At 60.1% G+C, this 18,988-nt stretch carries 15 protein-coding genes; 8 read left to right on the forward strand and 7 right to left on the reverse strand.

Features of this window, described 5'->3' with window-relative positions:
* Positions 1 to 23: 23 nt before the first annotated feature.
* The gene (nagZ, locus tag ABIN98_RS08530; protein WP_346909144.1) at positions 24 to 1,055 is read right to left on the reverse strand and encodes a beta-N-acetylhexosaminidase; all 1,032 of its coding nucleotides are present in this window, start codon (positions 1,053 to 1,055) and stop codon (positions 24 to 26) included.
* 136 nt (positions 1,056 to 1,191) lie between these two features.
* Here nagZ and ABIN98_RS08535 point away from each other — a divergent pair, with 136 nt between their 5' ends.
* Positions 1,192 to 2,205, forward strand: a complete 1,014-nt coding sequence (locus ABIN98_RS08535; RefSeq protein ID WP_346909146.1) for an alpha/beta hydrolase-fold protein — start codon at positions 1,192 to 1,194, stop codon at positions 2,203 to 2,205.
* A gap of 3 nt (positions 2,206 to 2,208) precedes the next feature.
* On the opposite strand, the gene ABIN98_RS08540 is transcribed toward ABIN98_RS08535, so the two are convergent.
* The 4 genes from ABIN98_RS08540 to ABIN98_RS08555 form a co-directional block, all read right to left on the reverse strand.
* Positions 2,209 to 3,138 (reverse strand): DMT family transporter, encoded by a 930-nt coding sequence (locus ABIN98_RS08540; RefSeq protein WP_346909147.1) that lies wholly within the window; start codon positions 3,136 to 3,138, stop codon positions 2,209 to 2,211.
* Positions 3,139 to 3,259: 121 nt separating this feature from the next.
* A complete protein-coding gene (locus ABIN98_RS08545) occupies positions 3,260 to 5,638 on the reverse strand; it encodes an SPOR domain-containing protein (RefSeq protein WP_394701468.1) in 2,379 nt (792 codons plus the stop codon).
* A 72-nt stretch (positions 5,639 to 5,710) separates the two neighbouring features.
* On the reverse strand, positions 5,711 to 7,480 hold the full coding sequence (gene argS, locus ABIN98_RS08550) for an arginine--tRNA ligase (RefSeq protein WP_346909150.1): 1,770 nt from the start codon (positions 7,478 to 7,480) through the stop codon (positions 5,711 to 5,713).
* A 91-nt stretch (positions 7,481 to 7,571) separates the two neighbouring features.
* Positions 7,572 to 8,795 (reverse strand): deoxyguanosinetriphosphate triphosphohydrolase, encoded by a 1,224-nt coding sequence (locus ABIN98_RS08555; RefSeq protein ID WP_346909152.1) that lies wholly within the window; start codon positions 8,793 to 8,795, stop codon positions 7,572 to 7,574.
* A gap of 176 nt (positions 8,796 to 8,971) precedes the next feature.
* Between ABIN98_RS08555 and erpA the strand changes: the two genes are divergently transcribed.
* From erpA to ABIN98_RS08570, 3 genes are all read left to right on the forward strand, one after another.
* Positions 8,972 to 9,313, forward strand: a complete 342-nt coding sequence (gene erpA, locus ABIN98_RS08560) for an iron-sulfur cluster insertion protein ErpA (protein WP_346909154.1) — start codon at positions 8,972 to 8,974, stop codon at positions 9,311 to 9,313.
* 119 nt (positions 9,314 to 9,432) lie between these two features.
* Positions 9,433 to 10,215: an exodeoxyribonuclease III gene (gene xth, locus ABIN98_RS08565; RefSeq protein ID WP_346909156.1), complete on the forward strand. Its 783-nt coding sequence runs from the start codon at positions 9,433 to 9,435 to the stop codon at positions 10,213 to 10,215.
* Between the two features lie 80 nt (positions 10,216 to 10,295).
* A complete protein-coding gene (locus ABIN98_RS08570; RefSeq protein ID WP_346909158.1) occupies positions 10,296 to 10,679 on the forward strand; it encodes a hypothetical protein in 384 nt (127 codons plus the stop codon).
* A gap of 8 nt (positions 10,680 to 10,687) precedes the next feature.
* Here ABIN98_RS08570 and ABIN98_RS08575 read toward each other — a convergent pair whose 3' ends face one another.
* Positions 10,688 to 11,527, reverse strand: coding sequence for a tetratricopeptide repeat protein (locus ABIN98_RS08575; RefSeq protein ID WP_346909159.1), 840 nt, complete (start codon positions 11,525 to 11,527; stop codon positions 10,688 to 10,690).
* Positions 11,528 to 12,387: 860 nt separating this feature from the next.
* Between ABIN98_RS08575 and parE the strand changes: the two genes are divergently transcribed.
* The 4 genes from parE to ABIN98_RS08595 all read left to right on the forward strand — a co-directional run bounded on the left by parE (position 12,388) and on the right by ABIN98_RS08595 (position 18,324).
* On the forward strand, positions 12,388 to 14,439 hold the full coding sequence (gene parE / locus ABIN98_RS08580; RefSeq protein ID WP_346909161.1) for a DNA topoisomerase IV subunit B: 2,052 nt from the start codon (positions 12,388 to 12,390) through the stop codon (positions 14,437 to 14,439).
* 218 nt (positions 14,440 to 14,657) lie between these two features.
* Complete coding sequence (locus tag ABIN98_RS08585; protein ID WP_346909163.1) at positions 14,658 to 15,392, forward strand: hypothetical protein; 735 nt, start codon at positions 14,658 to 14,660, stop codon at positions 15,390 to 15,392.
* Positions 15,393 to 15,696: 304 nt separating this feature from the next.
* Positions 15,697 to 17,148 (forward strand): DEAD/DEAH box helicase, encoded by a 1,452-nt coding sequence (locus tag ABIN98_RS08590; RefSeq protein WP_346909165.1) that lies wholly within the window; start codon positions 15,697 to 15,699, stop codon positions 17,146 to 17,148.
* A gap of 117 nt (positions 17,149 to 17,265) precedes the next feature.
* Complete coding sequence (locus ABIN98_RS08595; RefSeq protein ID WP_346909167.1) at positions 17,266 to 18,324, forward strand: GGDEF domain-containing protein; 1,059 nt, start codon at positions 17,266 to 17,268, stop codon at positions 18,322 to 18,324.
* Positions 18,325 to 18,416: 92 nt separating this feature from the next.
* Here ABIN98_RS08595 and ABIN98_RS08600 read toward each other — a convergent pair.
* Positions 18,417 to 18,988: TenA family protein (locus ABIN98_RS08600; RefSeq protein WP_346909168.1), on the reverse strand; the 572-nt coding region annotated here is incomplete at its 5' end.

Genomic DNA, 18,988 nt, shown 5'->3' on the forward strand with positions numbered 1-18,988 from the left:
CTGTCGCTTCCCCTTTTCCCCGCCTAGCCGACGGCCCACTCCGGAACGTCTGAAAGCAGCTCGTCGAACTCTTCGCGCGCGGCAAGCGGATCGAACCCTGCTTCCGGCGGCCTCCGCCTTGCCAGCGCTTCGTCGCAGCGTTGAAGAGACTTCCCCTGCAACGCAGGCGCAGCATCGGCAACAGCCTTCATTTCCGCCATATCGCCGTTGCAGTGAAGCACAAGATCGCAGCCTGCGGCAAAGCTTAGCGCCGCTCTTTCGCGCATATCCCCACCTAGCGCCTTCATAGAGATGTCGTCGCTCATCAGACAGCCGTCAAATCCGATCTCACCGCGGATGATATCGTGAATGATCCTGTGGCTCTGCGTCGCGGGATGCTCGGGCTCGATCCCGGCGTAGAGGAGATGCGCGGTCATGGCGAGCGGCATGTCCGACAGATCCTTGAACGGCAGGAAATCGGCTTGCGAAAGGTCCTCGTGAGATGCCGGGATCCGGGGAAGCTCCAGATGACTGTCGACCAACGCCCGTCCGTGACCGGGAAGATGCTTGATCACAGGCAGGACGCCGCCTGCCAGCAGCCCCTCGCACGCAGCGCGTCCGAGATCGGCGACGGTTGCCGGATCGTCGGAATAGGCGCGGTCACCGATGGCATCCACGGTTTCCGCCAGGCGAAGGTCGAGCAGCGGCAGGCAATCGACCGTGATCCCGAGGGTGAGAAGGTCATGGGCAATCAACCGGGCACCGAGCCATGCAGCCCTCAGGCCGCCCTGACGGTCCTTTTCATAGATTGTCCCGAAGGTTCCAGCCGGCGGATAGGCCGGCCAGTTTGGCGGCCGCAGACGCCGGACCTTGCCGCCCTCCTGATCGATCAGGACCGGCGCGTCGGGCCGGCCGACCGCTTCCCGAAATGAAGCCACCAGATCGGCGACCTGGTCGGGGGCTTCGCAATTGCGCCGGAAAAGGATCAGCCCCCAGGGATTTTCCTCCCGGAAAAAGGCCGTTTCCTCGGGTGTCAGCGCTGTGCCCGAACTACCGCTAATGAAGGCTTTGATCATGATCTGCCTTACCTTGGGAGCGGTTTGACGGTCAAGCAGAAGGATCAACGAGATAGGCTTGCATCCCCTGCCCCGGGCTGCGATGACATGAAGCCTATTGTAGCCTGGCACCGAACTTTGCAAATTGGAGATAATCATGCGCGCCCGCCCCGATATCCCAGCCGGAACCCTGCACAGGATCAGCGTGACGTCTCCCATTCTGGAAAAAAACCGCCTCGGCGACCCGTCAACGCGGGAGGTTGTCGTCTATACGCCCTCCGGCCATGACGGAGCCGGTTTACCCCTTCTGGTCGACCTGGCCGGCTTCACCTCCGGAGGTCCCGCGCATGTGAACTGGAAGAACTTCGGTGAAAATATCCCGGAACGACTCGACCGGCTGATCCATGAAGGCACCCTGCCCCTTGTCACGGTCGCATTTCCCGACTGCTTCACCCGCCTGGGCGGCAACCAGTATATCGACAGCGCCGCAATGGGCCCCTGGGCCACCTGGCTGACGACGGACATGCTGAATGCCGTGGAAGGCAGCTTCGGCTGCGGAGGCAAGGGAAAACGGGGCCTGTTCGGCCGATCCTCGGGCGGCTACGGCGCGCTGGTCCACGGCATGCTCCACGCGGACGTCTGGTCCGCGGCTGCGTGCCATTCCGGCGACCTTGCTTTTGAGCTCTGCTACCTGCCGGAAATGCCGAGCGCTCTCCGGGCTATCGCCAGATACGGTTCCGTCGAGGCCTTCGTAACCGACTTCGAAAGCGGTCCCAAATATCCGGGCGGCGCGATGCACGACCTGATGACCTTCGCCATGGCGGCGACCTACGATCCCGATCCGGATCCGGATACCTTCTGCGGCATTCGCCTTCCCGTCGATCTGGAAACCTGCGAAGTCATCGCCGATCGCTGGTCCAACTGGCTGTCCTGGGACCCGGTTCAAATGGTCGACCGGCACATGGACGCGCTCAAGTCGCTGAAAGGCCTCTGGATCGACTGCGGCACGGTCGACCAGTACAACCTCCTCTACGGCGCGCGCCGGGTGGCCCGAAAACTCGATGCGGCAGGCGTCAGGCATGTTTACGAGGAATTCGACGACAACCATTCCTCGATCGACTACCGCCTGGACCGCAGTCTGCCGTTCCTGGCCGACGCCCTGATGGCGTAAGGCCTATCGCGGCACAGGCCGCCTCAGCCGGAAGCGGCTACCGAAAGTCAGCACGAACCCGCCGGCCACGATCAGCAGTGCTCCGAACCCCGCCTTCAGGGTCGGCACCTCACCGAAAAAGAAATAGCCGAAGGCGGCTGCGGTCAGAACCCATGCGTAGCCGACCGGCGCAAGCGTCGCCGCATCGGCTCTCCGATACGCCTCGATATTGAAGGTCTGACCGATAATCGCGACAGGTCCAAGTGCCAGAAATGGCAGGGCGAACGCCCAGTCGATGCCATCCGTTACAGCGATCCAGACCACCGGGAGCGTCATGATGACCGCCGCAAACGCATTGACGTAGCCAAGCACCAGCACCGCGCTTTCCCGGCGGGCAAGAACCTTGATCATCAAGGCCTCGCAGGCAATGAAGAAGGCACCCAGAAGTGCCGCCAGCACGCCATCCCAGACCCATGCGCCGCTCTCGCCGGGCGCCACGGCTGAAGACCGGACGACAAGAAAGGCGCCCAAGGCACACAGGATACCGGCGACCCAGTGGCGAAGGAGGATCGTTTCGCGAAGGAGAAGCCCCGCCAGAGCAATTGCCATGAAGCCCTTGGTCAGTCCGATCGCGGCCGCATCGATGACCGGCAGCCTCGAACTCGCATAAATGATGCAACCGAGGCCGCCGGTGCCAAGGCCGGCCCGTAGAAGATGCAATTTCCACTGGGGGCTTTTCAGGGTTCCGTCCGGCAAGCCGCGCAGCGCAACATAGCCGCCCATGGTCATTGCCCCGCCCAGGTAGCGCAGCCAGACAAGAACCACCGCGGGCAGCAGACCGTCAGCGAGCTTGCCAGCGGCAAAGACCGGCGTGAACATGATGACGCCGCACAGTACCAGACCTATGGCGAGTGGTGTGTTTTCATCCGGCAGATAGCGGGATCGCGGGGACATTCGGAAGACCTTTCCGATCCCTCCTATCCCCATGCTCCCCAGTTGCCAACAAAAAACCCGCTCAACTTGCGCTGAGCGGGTGCTGTCAAACCTTGGTCGCCGGTACGGCAGGCCTATCGTTTCAATTTCTCCGCACGAAGCAGTCGCCGCCGGCGGATTTCAGGCTTTCGCAGAGCGAAATCGCTTCATCACGTGAACCGGAGGGGATTCGTGCCCGATAGAAGGTGCCGCGATCTTCGATGTTCGCGGAAACTATCACGGCCTGCTTTGAGCCCAATATGCTCGGATATCGCTGCTGCAGCGCCTGGTAGGCGGACCGCGCGGCGTCTTCAGAACGCTGCGACGTCACCTGGACCACATAGGTTCCGGGCGCAATCCGTCCCGCAGTGGAAGCCACCGGCGCGGCGGCCTGCGGCGCGGCAGGAGCAGGACTATTGAGGTTGAGCGGTGCGTTCTGTTGAGCCGGAGCCGTCGTTTGCGGGGCGGGTTGGCTCGTGGTCGCGACCTGCACCGGAACCTCCGGTTTTTTCCGGGGAACGACGGTTGTGACCGGACCGGTCGCTTCGGCGTCCGGGGTACCGGTCTCGGTGTCGGTCGAAGCGACAATCTGCGGCGTTTCAGGTTGCGTCGGCTCGGGCGTTGCAGCGGCAGGGGCTGCTGGCGATGGCGTCCCGGTGACAGGCGTTGCCGGTGCCGGAGCCGGAGCCGGCGTTTCAGCCGTCGGACGAACCGGTGTCGTTTCCACGGTCCGAACAGGTGCGGCATCCGGTTCGCCGGAAATAATCGTGCCATCCGGGCGGACAACAAGCGTCCTCACCTTCTTTGGACCGCCAGGAACGAGCGGATCTGAGGCCGCGGTTCCTTCAGGTGCCGGCGGCAACTCGGCCGGCTTGGTCTCTTCGGGCAGAACCAGCCGTTCGTTGGTCTGACCTTCAGCCGTTCCGACGCGGTCGTAAATCAATTTGGAGGCGGAATTCTCCGCCGGAGCTTCCTTGTTATCCGGATAGATCTTCAAAGGCTCCTGGAGCCCCGCAATGACCGGGGGCGGACCGGAGGGAACATCGACGGACGAGCCGTCGAACATCAGGAATGCGACCCCACCAAGAAGAGCAACCGCAACGACGCCGGCGGCGGTGTACAGCCCCTTGCGGGAATTTCGTTCATGACCTGGAGCCGCGAGCCGTTCTTTTCTGGGATGAGGCGGCAGTACGCCGGTTCCGTCGAGAGAGGGATCGCTCTCCTGCATGGCCCGTGCAACCGCATCTAGATCATACCCTTCCGGCGGCGGCGGCGTTTCGTCGTTCTCGTCAACCGGAATGGAGTTCGCGGCATCCGGCCAGACCATTTCGTCAATGTCATCGGATTTCACCGGTTCCCGATACTGGGGATCCTGTTGGTCCTCGAAGTCCAGCGCGGTAAAATCAGGTTCATTCCGGAGTACTTCTTCTGGCCGAAGTACTGCTTCTGACCGCAGTTCTGGTTCTCGCGGGAGTTCCGCCTCTGGCCGAAATTCCGGCTCTGTCCGGAAATCCGGCTCAATCTGGACCTCTGGCTCCGATCGGGTTTCCCGCTCGGGCGAAAATTCAAGATCGGCGAAAAGCGTATCGAGCCCGGAGGGTTCCGGCTCGGACGGCGCAGTCGTCCGGGTGCCCCGGATTTCGGCCTCAAGTGTATCAAGCCCCGCGAAAAGATCATCGTCCGGCGGCGGGCTTCGGTCATTTGCAGGCTGCCTGTAAGCACTTACGCCCAGATGACCCAGATTGCCGCTGCGTGCCTGATGCCAACCGCGTTCCTGTTCCGCGACTGGCTCGCTGTAGGCCGAGGACGCCGAATGCTCCGGAGCGCGTTCCTCCGGCTCCGTGTCGTATGCGGTTGCTGTTTCGGTCTCGTACTCGTAGTCCTCGGCCGGCGAAGGCTCCACCGTATCGGGTTGAGACCGGGCAGCCGAGACCCCGGCCGGCGTGAAAGACTGTCGGAAAGCACCGATCAGTTCGTCTTCCAGTTCCGCGGTCAGGTTGTCTTCCAGATTCTTGGAAACCGTCTCATGCAGCCGGCTCTGCGGGATCTCTGCTTCGACGGGTTCATCCGTCATGACCGTGGAACCGCTTAAGGAATATGTACTCATGTCACCTGCTGCAGGGTACTGCATCGTTTGGGAAGCAATGGTTTCGTTTACGTCAAAGCCCGGCATCTGTTGATCGGCAACTCCGGCCGCGTCCTCTGCCGGCTCCACGTCGGAAACCTTAGACTCCGAATAAACGTATGGCGATTGTGTGACCGGGTACGTTTCCTGAACGCTTTGCCTTTGATTGGCAGGCTCGTCCGGAACCGGAGCCTTTACGGGCGGGGCTTCGACCGCGGCCGAAGCCGTTTGCTTGTTTCGATGGACAATTCTGGCCAGTTCCACCAACGGATCTTCCATCGGCGTGGAGCCAGCGCTGCTCGCGTCCGCCGAGGTCTGCGGAAGATCGGTTTTCGGATGGTCGGAATCTCTAGACATCTGCGATTTGCTATCCGGCCGGATGGTTTTCCTTCGCCACGCTGTTTGCGCAACCAGTTCTCAATTACAACTTCAGCGCATTTCCTCCGGAGCATCAACACCAAGAATCGCGAGACCGGAAGCAAGCACCAAAGATACTGCACGGACCAGAGCAAGACGCGCTAGGGTTAATTTGGTATTATCTGCGTTAATAAAACGTAATTGCGGCAATTCCTTGCCTCTATTCCAGTGCGCATGCAAAGAACTGGCGAGGTCATAAAGGTAGAACGCAATGCGGTGCGGCTCATGCGTTTCCGCAGCCGCGTCGACAATCTTCGGCCACATGGCCATCTTGCCGATCAGCTCCAGCTCACCGACATCATCCAGCTGCGCAAGATCCGCCCCGGCAAGCGCCGCGTCGCTCGCATCGAGGCCCGGCAGCTCTTCCTGCGCCTGACGCATGACCGAACAGCAGCGCGCATGACCGTACTGAACATAAAAGACCGGGTTGTCCTTAGACTGCTCGGTGACCTTCTGGAAGTCGAAGTCGAGCGGCGCATCGTTCTTGCGGTAAAGCATCATGAAACGAACCGGATCGCGGCCGACTTCCTCGACCACATCGCGCAGGGTCACGAAATCGCCAGACCGCTTGGACATTTTTACCGGTTCGCCGCCACGGAACAGTTTCACAAGCTGGCAGAGACGCACAATGACCTCCGACTTGCCGCCGGAAATCGCCTTGCCGACCGCCTGCAGGCGCTTGACGTAACCGCCGTGGTCGGCCCCGAGCACGTAGATCATCTCATCGAAGCCGCGCAGGTACTTGTCGCGGAAATAGGCGACGTCGGCCGCGAAATAGGTATAGGACCCGTCCGACTTCTTCAGCGCACGATCGGTATCGTCGCCGAAATCCTCGGCCCGGAACAGCGTCTGCTCGCGGTCTTCCCAGTCTTCGGGCACCTGCCCCTTCGGCGGCGGCAACGTGCCCTGATAGACAAGATCCTCCTTGCGCAACGCCTCGAGCATCTCGTCGATCTTCGACGGCTTGCCGCCGGCATGCATATGCAGGGTGCGCTCGGAGAAGAAGACGTCGTGATGGACGTTGAGCGTCGCCAGGTCGTCCCGGATCAGATCCATCATGCCCGCGACCGCCTCTTCCTTGACGATCGGCAGCCATTCCGCTTCGGCCATATCCTTCAGGGCGGGGCCATGAGCCTTGGCGAGCTTTTCGCCGATCGGCTTCAAATAGTCGCCCGGATAGAGGCCGGCGGGGATTGCACCGATATCCTCGCCCAGCGCCTCGCGATACCGCAGGAACGCGCTTTTCGCCAGGATATCGATCTGCGAACCCGCGTCGTTGATGTAGTATTCCTTTACTACGTCATAGCCGGCATAGGCCAACAGACCGGCAAGCGCATCGCCGACCACGGCGCCACGGGTATGCCCCACGTGCATCGGTCCCGTCGGGTTGGCGGAGACATATTCGACATTGACCTTCTTGCCCGCGCCACGCGCCGACCGGCCGAAACCAAGCCCTTCTTCGATCACCGTCGCCAGGATCCGGTGCCAGACGGCGGGTGTGACCCTCAGGTTGATGAAGCCGGGACCGGCCACGCTGACTTCCGTGACATCGGCATCCGCGCGCAGGCTTTCGGCGAGCTGTTCAGCCAGGTCTCGCGGTTTCATGCCGAGCTGCTTGGCCAGCACCATTGCCGCATTGGTCGCAAGATCGCCATGAGCCGGATCGCGCGGAGATTCCACGGTCACGCGGGAAAGGTCGGGACTGGCGCCGTCGCTCCCCTTCAGATCAAGCCCTTGAACGGCCGCTCTTACCCGTTCCGCGAATTCAGCAAAGATATTCATGACCATCCGACCGGTTGGAAACGTAAAACACAACAAACCCGCGTGCTGCAGACGGATTTTCCGTCGAGCACCGCAGGCTTCGAAAGGCGGGCTAACCTAATTCGGGAGTATCGTCAAACAATCTGCGATGTTCGCTGATGGCAAACCGGTCGGTCATTCCGGCGATATAGTCGCAAACCCGGCGCGCCAGAACCGATTCTTCGATTGCCTCAAGATCCGTGTTCCAGGGTGCCGGCATGAGCTCAGGTTCCGCCATGAACCTGGCGAACAGGTCGCGCACGATACCGGCCACAAGCTTGCGGATCGCCAGAACATCGCCGTGCCGGTAGACGTTGGCGAACAGGAAGGTCTTCACCTCCCGCTCCCTGGCAGCCAGGGTGTCAGAGAAATTCACGAGGCAACGGGCAGCATTGCGCACGTCCGTTGCCGATTTCGGATCCACCTCCCCGATCCGGCGCAGGGATTCGGTGATCACGTCCTCCACCATACGGGTAATCGACCGGCGCACGATTTCATGGATTCGGCGATGCTCTTCCAGGCCCGGGTACCTGGCATCAACCTCATCCAGGATATCGGCCAGGAACGGGACGGTCCGGATATCCTCGACCGCGATCAGCCGTGCGCGCAGGCCGTCATCCAGATCGTGGGCATCATAGGCGATATCATCGGCAATTGCGGCCGCCTGAGCTTCCGCGCTCGGCCAGGTATGCAGCTCAAGGTCCTGCTTTTGCGCGTATTCGCGAATGGCGAACGGCAGCTCTCCGCCCGCGAACTTGCCGAGCGGCTTTCCGTCGGACGAAACCAGGGGGCCGTTATGCTTGACCAGGCCTTCCAGGGTTTCCCAGGACAGGTTCAGCCCGTCGAACTCCGCATAACGTTGTTCGAGGCTGGTCACCACCCGCAGGGATTGGGCGTTATGGTCGAACCCCTCGTAGGGTGCCATGCATTCGTGCATCACGTCTTCGCCTTCGTGGCCGAAGGGGGTATGCCCCAGATCGTGAGCAAGGGCCAGGCATTCGGCGAGATCCTCATCGAGACGCAGGGCGCGCGCCAGCGCCCGGGCGATCTGGGACACCTCGATCGTATGGGTCAGCCTGGTGCGGAAGTGATCGCCTTCGTGATAGACGAAAACCTGGGTCTTGTGCTTCAGGCGGCGAAAGGCCGACGAATGGATGATCCGGTCGCGATCGCGCTGAAACGGCGTCCGTGTCGGACTGGACGGCTCGGGATAGAGGCGGCCGCGCGTGTCGTTCGGATCCTGCGCAAATTGGGCCAGCGGCTGCGCGCCATACCCGAGTTTTCCCTGGGCAGTCATTTCTGAGCCGTCCTATCCCTATATGATGATTGTTTCGATCCCGAGCGTCATGATTGCCCCCGCACATTGACGCGATGCCTTCAAGACCATACCTATCTTACATGATCAAGACTGCGGGCGGGTCAGACCGCGCTCTGCAGCAGTCCACTCCCAACGATCTTTCACGACGGCGAACCATGACCGATACACTTGAACATCCCGTAACAGTCAGTGACCGCGCTGCCAAGCGGATCGCAAGGATTCTGGCCAGCGAGCCGGCCGGGACCGATCTTCGCGTCAGCGTGGAAGGCGGTGGTTGCTCCGGACTGCAATACAAATACGATCTCGTGACCGAACGCGAGGACGATGACCTGGTGATCGAAAAGAACGGCATCGCGGTTCTGATCGACAGCGTTTCCCTGCAGTATATGGCGGGATCGGAGATCGATTTCGTCGACGACCTGATCGGCCAGTCCTTCCAGATCAACAATCCCAATGCGGTCGCCGGCTGCGGCTGCGGAACCAGTTTCACGATCTGAGTTCTCTGAAGCGTAGCCGTTTCCTGTTGGCAATTGCGGTTTTGCCGCCAAAGACGGGACAAAGCAGCGCCTGCGATGCTACCAATTCCCCAAGAGCGTAGCGAAGCTGGAAGCAAGTGATGAAGATTGCCACCTGGAACATCAACGGCGTCAAGGCCCGGATCGACACCGTGCTCGAGTGGCTTAAGGAAGCCCAGCCGGACATCGCCTGTTTCCAGGAAATCAAATCCGTTGACGAGAACTTCCCGAGGGAAGCCATCGAGGAACTCGGGTACAATGTCGCGACCCACGGCCAAAAGAGCTTCAACGGCGTAGCGCTGCTGTCGAAGCTGCCGCTTGAAGACGTCGAGCGCGGACTGCCGGGCGACGACGGCGACGAGCAGGCGCGCTATATCGAGGCAGGTGTTTCGACCGACAAGGGCGCAATCCGTTTCGGCTGCCTGTATCTGCCCAACGGCAACCCGCTTGGCACCGAGAAATTCCCCTACAAGCTCGGCTGGATGGACCGGCTGATCGCGCATGCGGAAAAACGCCTTGCCGAGGAAACGCCGTTCCTGCTGCTTGGCGACTACAACGTCATTCCGGATCCGATCGACGCCAGAAACCCGGATGCCTGGGTCGACGACGCCCTGTTCCAACCGGAAAGCCGGCAGAAATTCCGCACCCTTGTCAACATGGGCCTGACGGAAGCGGTACGCGCCTGCACGCAGGCGCCGGAAACTTATACCTTCTGGGATTATCAGGCGGGCGCCTGGCAGAAAAACAACGGGATCCGGATAGACCACATCCTGATGTCGCCCCAGGCGACCGACAGGATGACCGGCTGCGGGATCGACAAATATGTGCGCGGCTGGGAAAAGCCGTCGGACCATGTTCCCGTCTGGGTGGATCTGGCCGCCTGAAACGGCGGCAAGCCTGAATAATTTCCGTCCCGGCCGCGGATATGCTAGAGTTTTTTCTTATTGAGAAGACGCGGCATGGGATGGCTATGACACAGATCCTGACCTTCTTCGCAAAAGGACGGTCGGCTGCCGCGGCACCGGCCCGGATCGGCCTGCTGATCGCCACCGCTGTCCTGCTGACCGGCATCAGCTATTCTGCCGCTCATTCCGGCGAGATCACTTCAGGAAAAACGCAAACAGCGACGACAGTTCAGGCTCCGGCCGTCAACTGTACCTGCCGTTACCGGGGCACGGACTACCATCTGGGCGATGCGGTGTGCCTGAACGGACCGTCAGGCCCGAGAATGGCAACCTGCGACATGGTGCTCAACAATACATCCTGGAGCATGAGTGAGACGCCCTGCCCAACCGCCAGGATGACGCCCCTGCCCGATTACATCAGACGGATCAGTTCAAACGGGTAAACCCGGGCCTACTGTACAGGCACCTGCTGGGCCGTAACCATGTCGGGACGGTTCTGGGTGATCCAGTTATCCGCCATGCCGCGGGCCAGTATCCGTACATTCTCGCTGGAAAGCGAGAAATAACGCTCGTGCATTTCGTTGATCCAGTCTGCATCGGATCCGTGAACCTGCCGGCGGGCAACCGAAAGCCACATCAGGCCCCGGGCCTTCTGCGCATCAGAATGCGCCATGTTGTAGAGCGTTTCCCCGAGCCGGGCCTGAGCGCCGATATGGCCTTTCAGCGATGCGAGGTTGTACCAGCGAACCGCCAGACGGCTGCTGGAGCCTTCATACATGCGGCCGAGTTCGTACTGGGCTTCCGGGTCGCCGAAATACGAGGCTGCGTGGGTAAAGATCTGCCGGGCGCGCGCCACATTCTGCGGAACGGCATCGCTGATCCCGTTCAGATAATAGGTCCCAAGGGCGACGAAGGCACTTGCCACGAACGGCGCATCCGGCTCGTGCGGACCGCTGTCACCGTGCTCGCGCACCACCTGGCTGTAATACTCGAACGCCTTGATGTCGTCTTCCTTGACACCGTCGCCCTTGGCATACATTTCGCCGAGTTTCCAGGCGGCCATCGGCTGGCCCTTCCTCGCCGCGTACTGCAGGGAACTCAACGCAGCGGCCTTGTCGCCGGCGTAATATTGACGGGCACCGGTCCTCAGCGCCTCACGCGGGGAAAGGTCCTCGACCTTGATCGCGTCGTTAGCTGCCGGCGTGCCGTCGAAAGCGACGGCCTGCCTGAGCGACCCGAAGCCTCCGGCCAGAACAAGACAGGCAACCAGGCACGCCGATACCGCCGGCATCGGCGCCTTTCTTCCCGTTCCTGTCTGTCGCCACGCCCGAGGCATCATCCTGAACTCATCACATTGACCGCTTTTCTCAGCGAAACCGGTCCTGTTGAACACGTTGCGCAAAGCGTATCCGCTCAATTCGGCCAGAGTTGGGCCCTTGTCGGACGGAATGCGGCAGGAGCTGGACATTGTTCTGTCGAACCCGCCTTCTGCAGGTCCGGCCGAAGCGCACATGCGGATGCATGATGCTGCTGCGCTTCCGGTCGCTTGCTTGCGCTCTTCGCATTTCCGCCGATCCGGCAATCGGTCCTGCGGACCGTATTGCCCCAATCTGACGTTGTTAATTCTTCATCGCGCCGTCATCCCGGCCGGACCATGCCAATCGACACTGCCCAGCCTCATGCCGCGCAAGATCAACGGGTGCAGATGAAACATGGCCGAAGAACGGCAGCAATGCCGACACCCCTCCTGTGATGAGACTTCCTTCGCGCATGTTGCGTTGATGTCACACTTCCATGAGGGGTTTCACCCCATCAGAGCCATAATCACTGCGCAAACTGCCAAGGTGCCGGCACAGAACAGGTCTGCCTGCTGCCGGATTGCGACTCCATATTGTTTGATCATTTGCCCATTCCCCTTTGTTTGCTGCGGTTTTTATACCCGCTGTCATTCTCGGGGCTCATGAAACCACAGACCGGTTGACATTCGGTTGCCGTGAGAGCATTCGGGCTGGAGAACCCGGCGATAAATTGGGGGCGACTGCGCGGAACGCTTTGCTGTTCCGGCTTTGTCCTGCGAAACTGGTATGGTGATTCGCGAGACATGTTTGTCGGCGGACAAGATTGTGATGTGACCAACGCGGCGGAAACTGAATGAGCGGAAAAGACGATCTTTTTGCAGGAAACGCGCAGGCGGCAGTCCCGGTCGATCGGGATCCGCCGGCCTCTCCGGCACGAAAGACCGCGCGCCCCGCCCTGAAAGCCGTGGCAAGCGGCGAAGACTATTCCGCCGCCGACATCGAAGTTCTGGAAGGCCTGGAGCCAGTGCGCCGGCGCCCTGGCATGTATATCGGCGGCACAGATGAAAAGGCGCTGCACCACCTTTTCGCCGAAGTCATCGACAACTCCATGGACGAGGCCGTCGCAGGCCACGCGACCTGGATCGATGTGTCCCTTTCCGCAGACGGCTATCTGACCGTGACGGATAACGGCCGGGGTATTCCCGTCGATCCGCATCCGAAGTTCAAGGACAAGTCCGCGCTTGAGGTCATCATGACCACCCTGCACGCGGGCGGAAAATTCGACAGCAAGGTCTACGAGACGTCCGGCGGCCTCCACGGCGTCGGCGTGTCGGTCGTCAACGCCTTGTCGGAAGATCTGGTCGTCGAGGTTGCGCGGACGCGCAAACTGTACCGGCAGCGCTTCCAGCGCGGCATTCCGCAAGGCCCGCTGGAACTCGTCGGCGACACGCAGAACCGCCGGGGAACCAGTGTCAGCTTCAAGCCGGATGCGGAAATTTTCGGCAAAGGCGCCAAATTCATTCCCGCGCGCCTGCTCAAGATGGCGCGCTCGAAAGCCTATCTTTTCGGCGGCGTCGAGATCCGCTGGCATTGCGATCCCGCCCTGTTGTCGGAAAAGGACGAGACCCCGGCGGAAGCCGTGTTCCATTTCCCCGGCGGATTGCGCGACTTCCTGGCCGAACGGCTTTCCAAGGAACGCACCGTCGTCGATGACATATTCGCTGGGCGCACGGACAAGGCGGGAAGCCACGGGTCGGTCGAGTGGGCGGTGACCTGGTTTGCCGGCGACGGCTTCATAAATTCCTACTGTAATACGGTTCCAACCCCGGAAGGCGGCACCCATGAGGCAGGCCTGCGCTATGCGCTGCTGCGTGGCCTGAAGGCTTATGGCGAACTGACCAACAACAAGAAAGCATCCATCATTACCGGCGACGACGTTCTGACGTCCGCAGGCGGAATGCTTTCGGTCTTCATCCGGGAGCCGGAATTCGTTGGCCAGACGAAGGACCGGCTGGCGACAAACGAAGCCACGCGCATTACGGAAACCGCGGTCCGCGATGCGTTCGACCACTGGCTCACGGCCTCGCCGAACCAGGCCAACAAACTGCTGGAATGGGTCATCGACCGGGCCGAGGACCGCCTGCGCCGGCGGCAGGAAAAAGACGTCGCCCGCAAGACGGCCGTGCGCAAGCTGCGCTTGCCCGGCAAGCTTGCCGACTGTTCCGCCAACCAGGCGGACGGAACGGAACTCTTCATCGTGGAAGGGGATTCGGCCGGCGGATCGGCGAAACAGGCACGCAACCGCTCCAACCAGGCCGTCCTTCCACTGCGCGGCAAGATCCTGAACGTCGCCAACGCAGGCCGGGAAAAGCTGGCCGCCAACCAGCAGCTGGCGGACCTTGTCCAGGCACTCGGCTGCGGCACCCGTTCGAATTACCGCGACACCGACCTTCGGTACGAAAAAGTCGTCATCATGACCGACGCGGACGTGGACGGCGCCCATATCGCATCGCTGCTGATCACCTTCTTTTACCGCGAGATGCCGGAGCTCATTCGCAACGACCATCTGTTTCTGGCCGTTCCCCCGCTCTACAGGCTGACCCAGGGCGGCAAGACGCTTTATGCCAAGGATGATGCCCACAAGGACGAGCTGATGGCAACGACCTTCAAGGGGAAGGCAAAGGTTGAAATCGGCCGGTTCAAAGGCCTGGGGGAAATGCTTCCCGCCCAGTTGAAGGAAACCACCATGGATCCGAAAAACCGCACCATGTTGCTGGTTCGGGTCGATGAGGCAGCGACGGCCGAAACCAATGATGTTGTGGAACGCCTGATGGGCAACAAGCCGGAGGCCCGCTTCCGCTTCATCCAGGACAATGCCGAATTCGCCGAGGATCTAGATATCTGAATCCCGGATTCAGCGGCTCCAATCGAGAAAACCGATTGTCTGCCCTATCGCTTCGCGCGGATAGGCATTATCATATTTCCGAATGTTAATGCGTAAGTCTTTGTTGCCCTCGCTTCAGACGCAAACAAGTAATTAAAAGCCCGCGGATAGCGACCATGCTGCAAGCGATGTATGATGTATTCGACCGACAGCGACGGCCACTCAGGAACCGTCACTACATGGTCTTCCGGAATGCACGGGTGGGATATGCCCGCATTCCCGGCGCCCCGATGGCCTCGGTCTTCCCGGTATTGAAAATGCTGAGCGGCCAGGCAGCGGACCCGGATGCCGCGCAGGCTTACACCACGGACTACACGGGTCTGTGGGACGGAGATATCGAACTTCTCACGGCCAGCGAACTCAAGCGGCGGCATCCGGATTTCCCGGTGTTTACAATCGTTCAATACCCCCACTCCCGGCTGGCCGCCTGTTACGAGCACCTCATTCTCGGCGAGGCGGACCTACCCGCCTATTTCGAGGAAAACCGTTTCCGGAAAGAGATGCCGGTCAACGAATTCCTGGAACGGGTCCTGGAGACGACGGACCTTGTCGCGGATAATCTGCTGCGCAGTCAGGCCTCAATGCTCCATCACAAGGGCACGCTCGTTCCGGACCTGATCCTGGATTTCAACAAGCTGCCGTCGGACTGGAGCAAACTGCGGTCCCTGTTGAAACGGCAGAGCAATGTCGACATCGGCGAGGGTCCCGCGGCCATCGAGATGCCGACCCACGAGACGGCAGAAGCCATTCGGGACTCGCTTTATTTCAGCCAGGTGCTGAGACATTACCGGCGCGACTACAAACTGTTTTTCGACAATGGCAACGGCGAACCGCCTGCGCGCGAACGTTCATGGAAGAATGCCGACGCTGCCGATGAACTGCGCGGGCAGGCAAGTTCGTCCGGACTCGTCTGAACGGTTCCCAAACCAATATTGTCATTTTATGCGGACTTGCGTTTTAAAGTTGCAAATTCTTTTCGTGGCAAAGTCATTTTCGAATGCAAATTTGATAGATGAATTAAATTTCGACCTCGCTCTGGAGACCACAGTTAACTGATATACGTTTTTATTCTCTGAAATCGGCGATTTTCTTCATATTTTGGCATGTCTTCACATTGACACTAGCGCGGACAAATGTAGGGTGTGCCCGACTTTGCATGGCATAGCCTGCAATCAGGTCTCATTCGATCGATCATGAAATCCGGGCTAAAGGCTCTATATGTCATTTAATACTCTCGGTCTTAGCGAGAAGGTTCTCGCTGCAGTGGAAGCGGCGGGTTATACGGAACCAACAGCAATCCAGGCGGGAGCGATCCCCCGCGTTCTGGAGCGCCGCGATGTCCTTGGCATCGCACAAACCGGCACGGGCAAGACCGCAAGCTTCACCCTGCCGATGCTGACGCTCCTGGAAAAGGGTCGCGCACGCGCACGTATGCCGCGCACGCTGATCCTTGAACCCACGCGCGAGCTTGCCGCTCAGGTGGAAGAAAACTTCGAGAAATACGGCAAGAACCACAAGCTGAACGTTGCCCTGCTGATCGGTGGCGTGTCCTTCGGCGAGCAGGACAAGAAACTCGATCGGGGCACAGACGTTCTGATCGCAACCCCCGGCCGCCTGCTCGACCATTTCGAGCGCGGGAAGCTGCTTCTGCAGGGGGTTGAGATCCTGGTGATCGACGAAGCCGACCGCATGCTGGACATGGGCTTCATCCCGGATATCGAACGGATCTGCAAGCTGATCCCGTTCACCCGTCAGACCCTGTTTTTCTCTGCGACGATGCCGCCGGAAATCCAGCGACTGACCGAGGCGTTCCTGCAGAACCCGGCCCGAATAGAGGTTGCCCCCTCGTCGTCGACCGCGGAGAACGTCGCCCAGTTCCTCAAGGCAACGGACAATCAGGACTACGACAAGCGCGCAGCTTTGCGCGAACTTCTTGAAAAGTCCGAAGATCTGAAGAACGCAATCGTCTTCTGTAACCGCAAGCGCGACATCACGACCCTGTTCCGCTCGCTGGAACGCCACGGCTACAATGTCGGCGCCCTTCACGGCGACATGGACCAGCGGACACGGATGATGATGCTGGACAACTTCCGGAAAGGGAACATCACCCTGCTGGTGGCCAGCGATGTGGCGGCCCGCGGACTGGATATCCCCGAAGTCAGCCACGTCTTCAACTACGACGTCCCAAGCCATGCGGAGGACTACGTTCACCGCATCGGACGGACCGGCCGGGCCGGCAGGTCCGGAGTTGCCTTTACGCTCGTGACACCCGACGATCAGAAATATCTCGATGCGATCGAAAAGCTGATCAACAAGACCATCGACTGGACCGGTGAGCCGATTGATTTCGAGGCGGCCGCGAAAGAACGCAAGGCCCGCCGGCGCAGCAAATCTACCACCAAGTCGGAAAGCACCGAAACCCGTTCGGAAGCAAAACCGGCCCCGGAAAAGCCTGCGCGGCGAAAAAAGGCCGACAACGACGATGCAGTCGTGACGGAAGAAATCCAGCCCAAACCGCGCCGCCGCCCGGCACGGCAAGAGCAGAGCGATTCGTCAGGCTCCAGGCCCACAAAGCGTTCGCAGCCAGACAGAAACGAACCTGCGTTCGGCAGGGACGGACATGTTCCCGCATTTCTCCTCAGAGAGCCACGTCCGAAGAAAGTTTCTTGAAAATCGGAGATCACGGGGCGGTAAGTTTAACCCGACCTTAAAACCTCTTGTAGAAATTTACGATTCAGGAAATTGACGCTCCGGAACTTTCCGCAAGTTCAGTGTGTGGGATTATTGATGTCAGACGAAGACGACCATAAGCGGACGATTGTTTATGCCGAGTCCGCACTGGCCTATATCAAGAGGAACGTGCTTCCGGCGTATCCTCGGTCCTATGAGTTCTGGTACACTTATTGTGCCGGCTATAATCATGGACTGAACCGCGCCATCAATGACGTGCTGAAGCAGAAGGGCCGCGTCAGCACGGAGGAAATGCAGTCCATCTACGGACGGTTTCTATCCCCCAACAAACTTGGCGACCAGCTGGATGAAGTTGGCGAAAAAGTCTCTAGGGAAGTCGAAGATCTTGTCGACGCCCTGAAAATGGGCGCTGATGCCACTTCCGACTATGGCACGCTGCTCGAGCGCGCCGGTGAAAAGCTGAAAAAGCTGAAAGATCCGGAGAACCTGGAAGTCTTTGTCACCCACCTGATGAAGTCGACCCACTCCGCAGTCGCCTCGAACCGCAAGCTCGAGTCCCAGTTGCTGGAATCGAAGCGGCAGATCGAGAACCTTCAATCGAGCCTTGAAACAATCCGCTACGAGTCGCTGACCGACGAGCTGACAACGCTCAACAATCGGAAGCATTTCGACACGTCGATCGACCGGTTGATGGCCAATGCTGCAGAAAGCAGCCGTGGCTTCGCATTGCTGCTGACGGATATCGACCATTTCAAGAAGTTCAACGACACCTGGGGCCACCAGACGGGCGATCAGGTGCTTCGGCTCGTAGCCTTGGCGGTCAAGCAGAACGTGAAGAATGGAGACATCGCCTGCCGCTATGGTGGCGAGGAGTTCGCAATCCTGCTGCCGCAGACCGGTCTGTCGGAAGCGACCGAAGTCGCCGAACTGATCCGCAGTTCGGTGATGTCGAAGGAACTCGTCAAGCGGTCAACCGGAGAAAACCTCGGACGGATCACAGTCTCCATCGGCATTTCCGTCTTCCGTCCCGATGACACCACCCATTCGATCATCGGTCGTGCTGATGAAGCGCTGTACGCGGCGAAGGCTGCCGGCCGGAATAACGTGAAGACCGAAGCGGACCTGCCCTCGGCACAGGCCTCGGATGTCGCTTAACCGGGGCACAGGCCTCGGATGTCGCTTAACCGGGGCACAGGCCTCGGATGTCGCTTAACCGGGGCTCAGGCCTCGGATATCGCCTGGCTAAGTCAGCGCTGAGTGGCTTCGGCGTCTAATCCCATCTGCCAGAAATCGGCTTCGAGAATGCTGGCCTTGCGAAAGATCGTTGCAAGACGGGGATAACGGGCTTCCGTGAGATAGATCTCCGCGGTCCTGTCCATCCAGATGCCGAAATCCTTCGCCAGTGCCTGATACAGGTCGCCGGCATATTCTTCGATCCAGCGACGGTAGGGATTACCGGCGAAGTCTCCAGCGTTTCGCTTTTCAAGATCAGCCCCGATCTCGGCATAGCCGATGATGCACGGCGCCAGGGCGGCCTGCAGATCAAGCAGGTCTCCGGCCATTCCCGTTTCAAGAACGAAGCGGGTATAGGCCATGGTCGGGCGGTCTTCCTCCGAGTCTTCGATCATGGCCCTGCTCATGCCCCAACCGGCACACATCTCGATGTGCAGATCGAGTTCCGTATCCAGGATCGCTTTGACGCCTTCCAGCGAGGCGTGCATGTCATCAACGGTCGGGCTTTTATAAACGCCAAGCGCATAAGCGCGCGCGAATTGGATCAGGAACAGATAGTCCTGAACGAGATAATGCCGGAAGCTGG

Origin of the sequence: uncultured Roseibium sp. (genome assembly GCF_963675095.2) — a bacterium.
In the GTDB taxonomy this organism is placed as follows: domain Bacteria; phylum Pseudomonadota; class Alphaproteobacteria; order Rhizobiales; family Stappiaceae; genus Roseibium.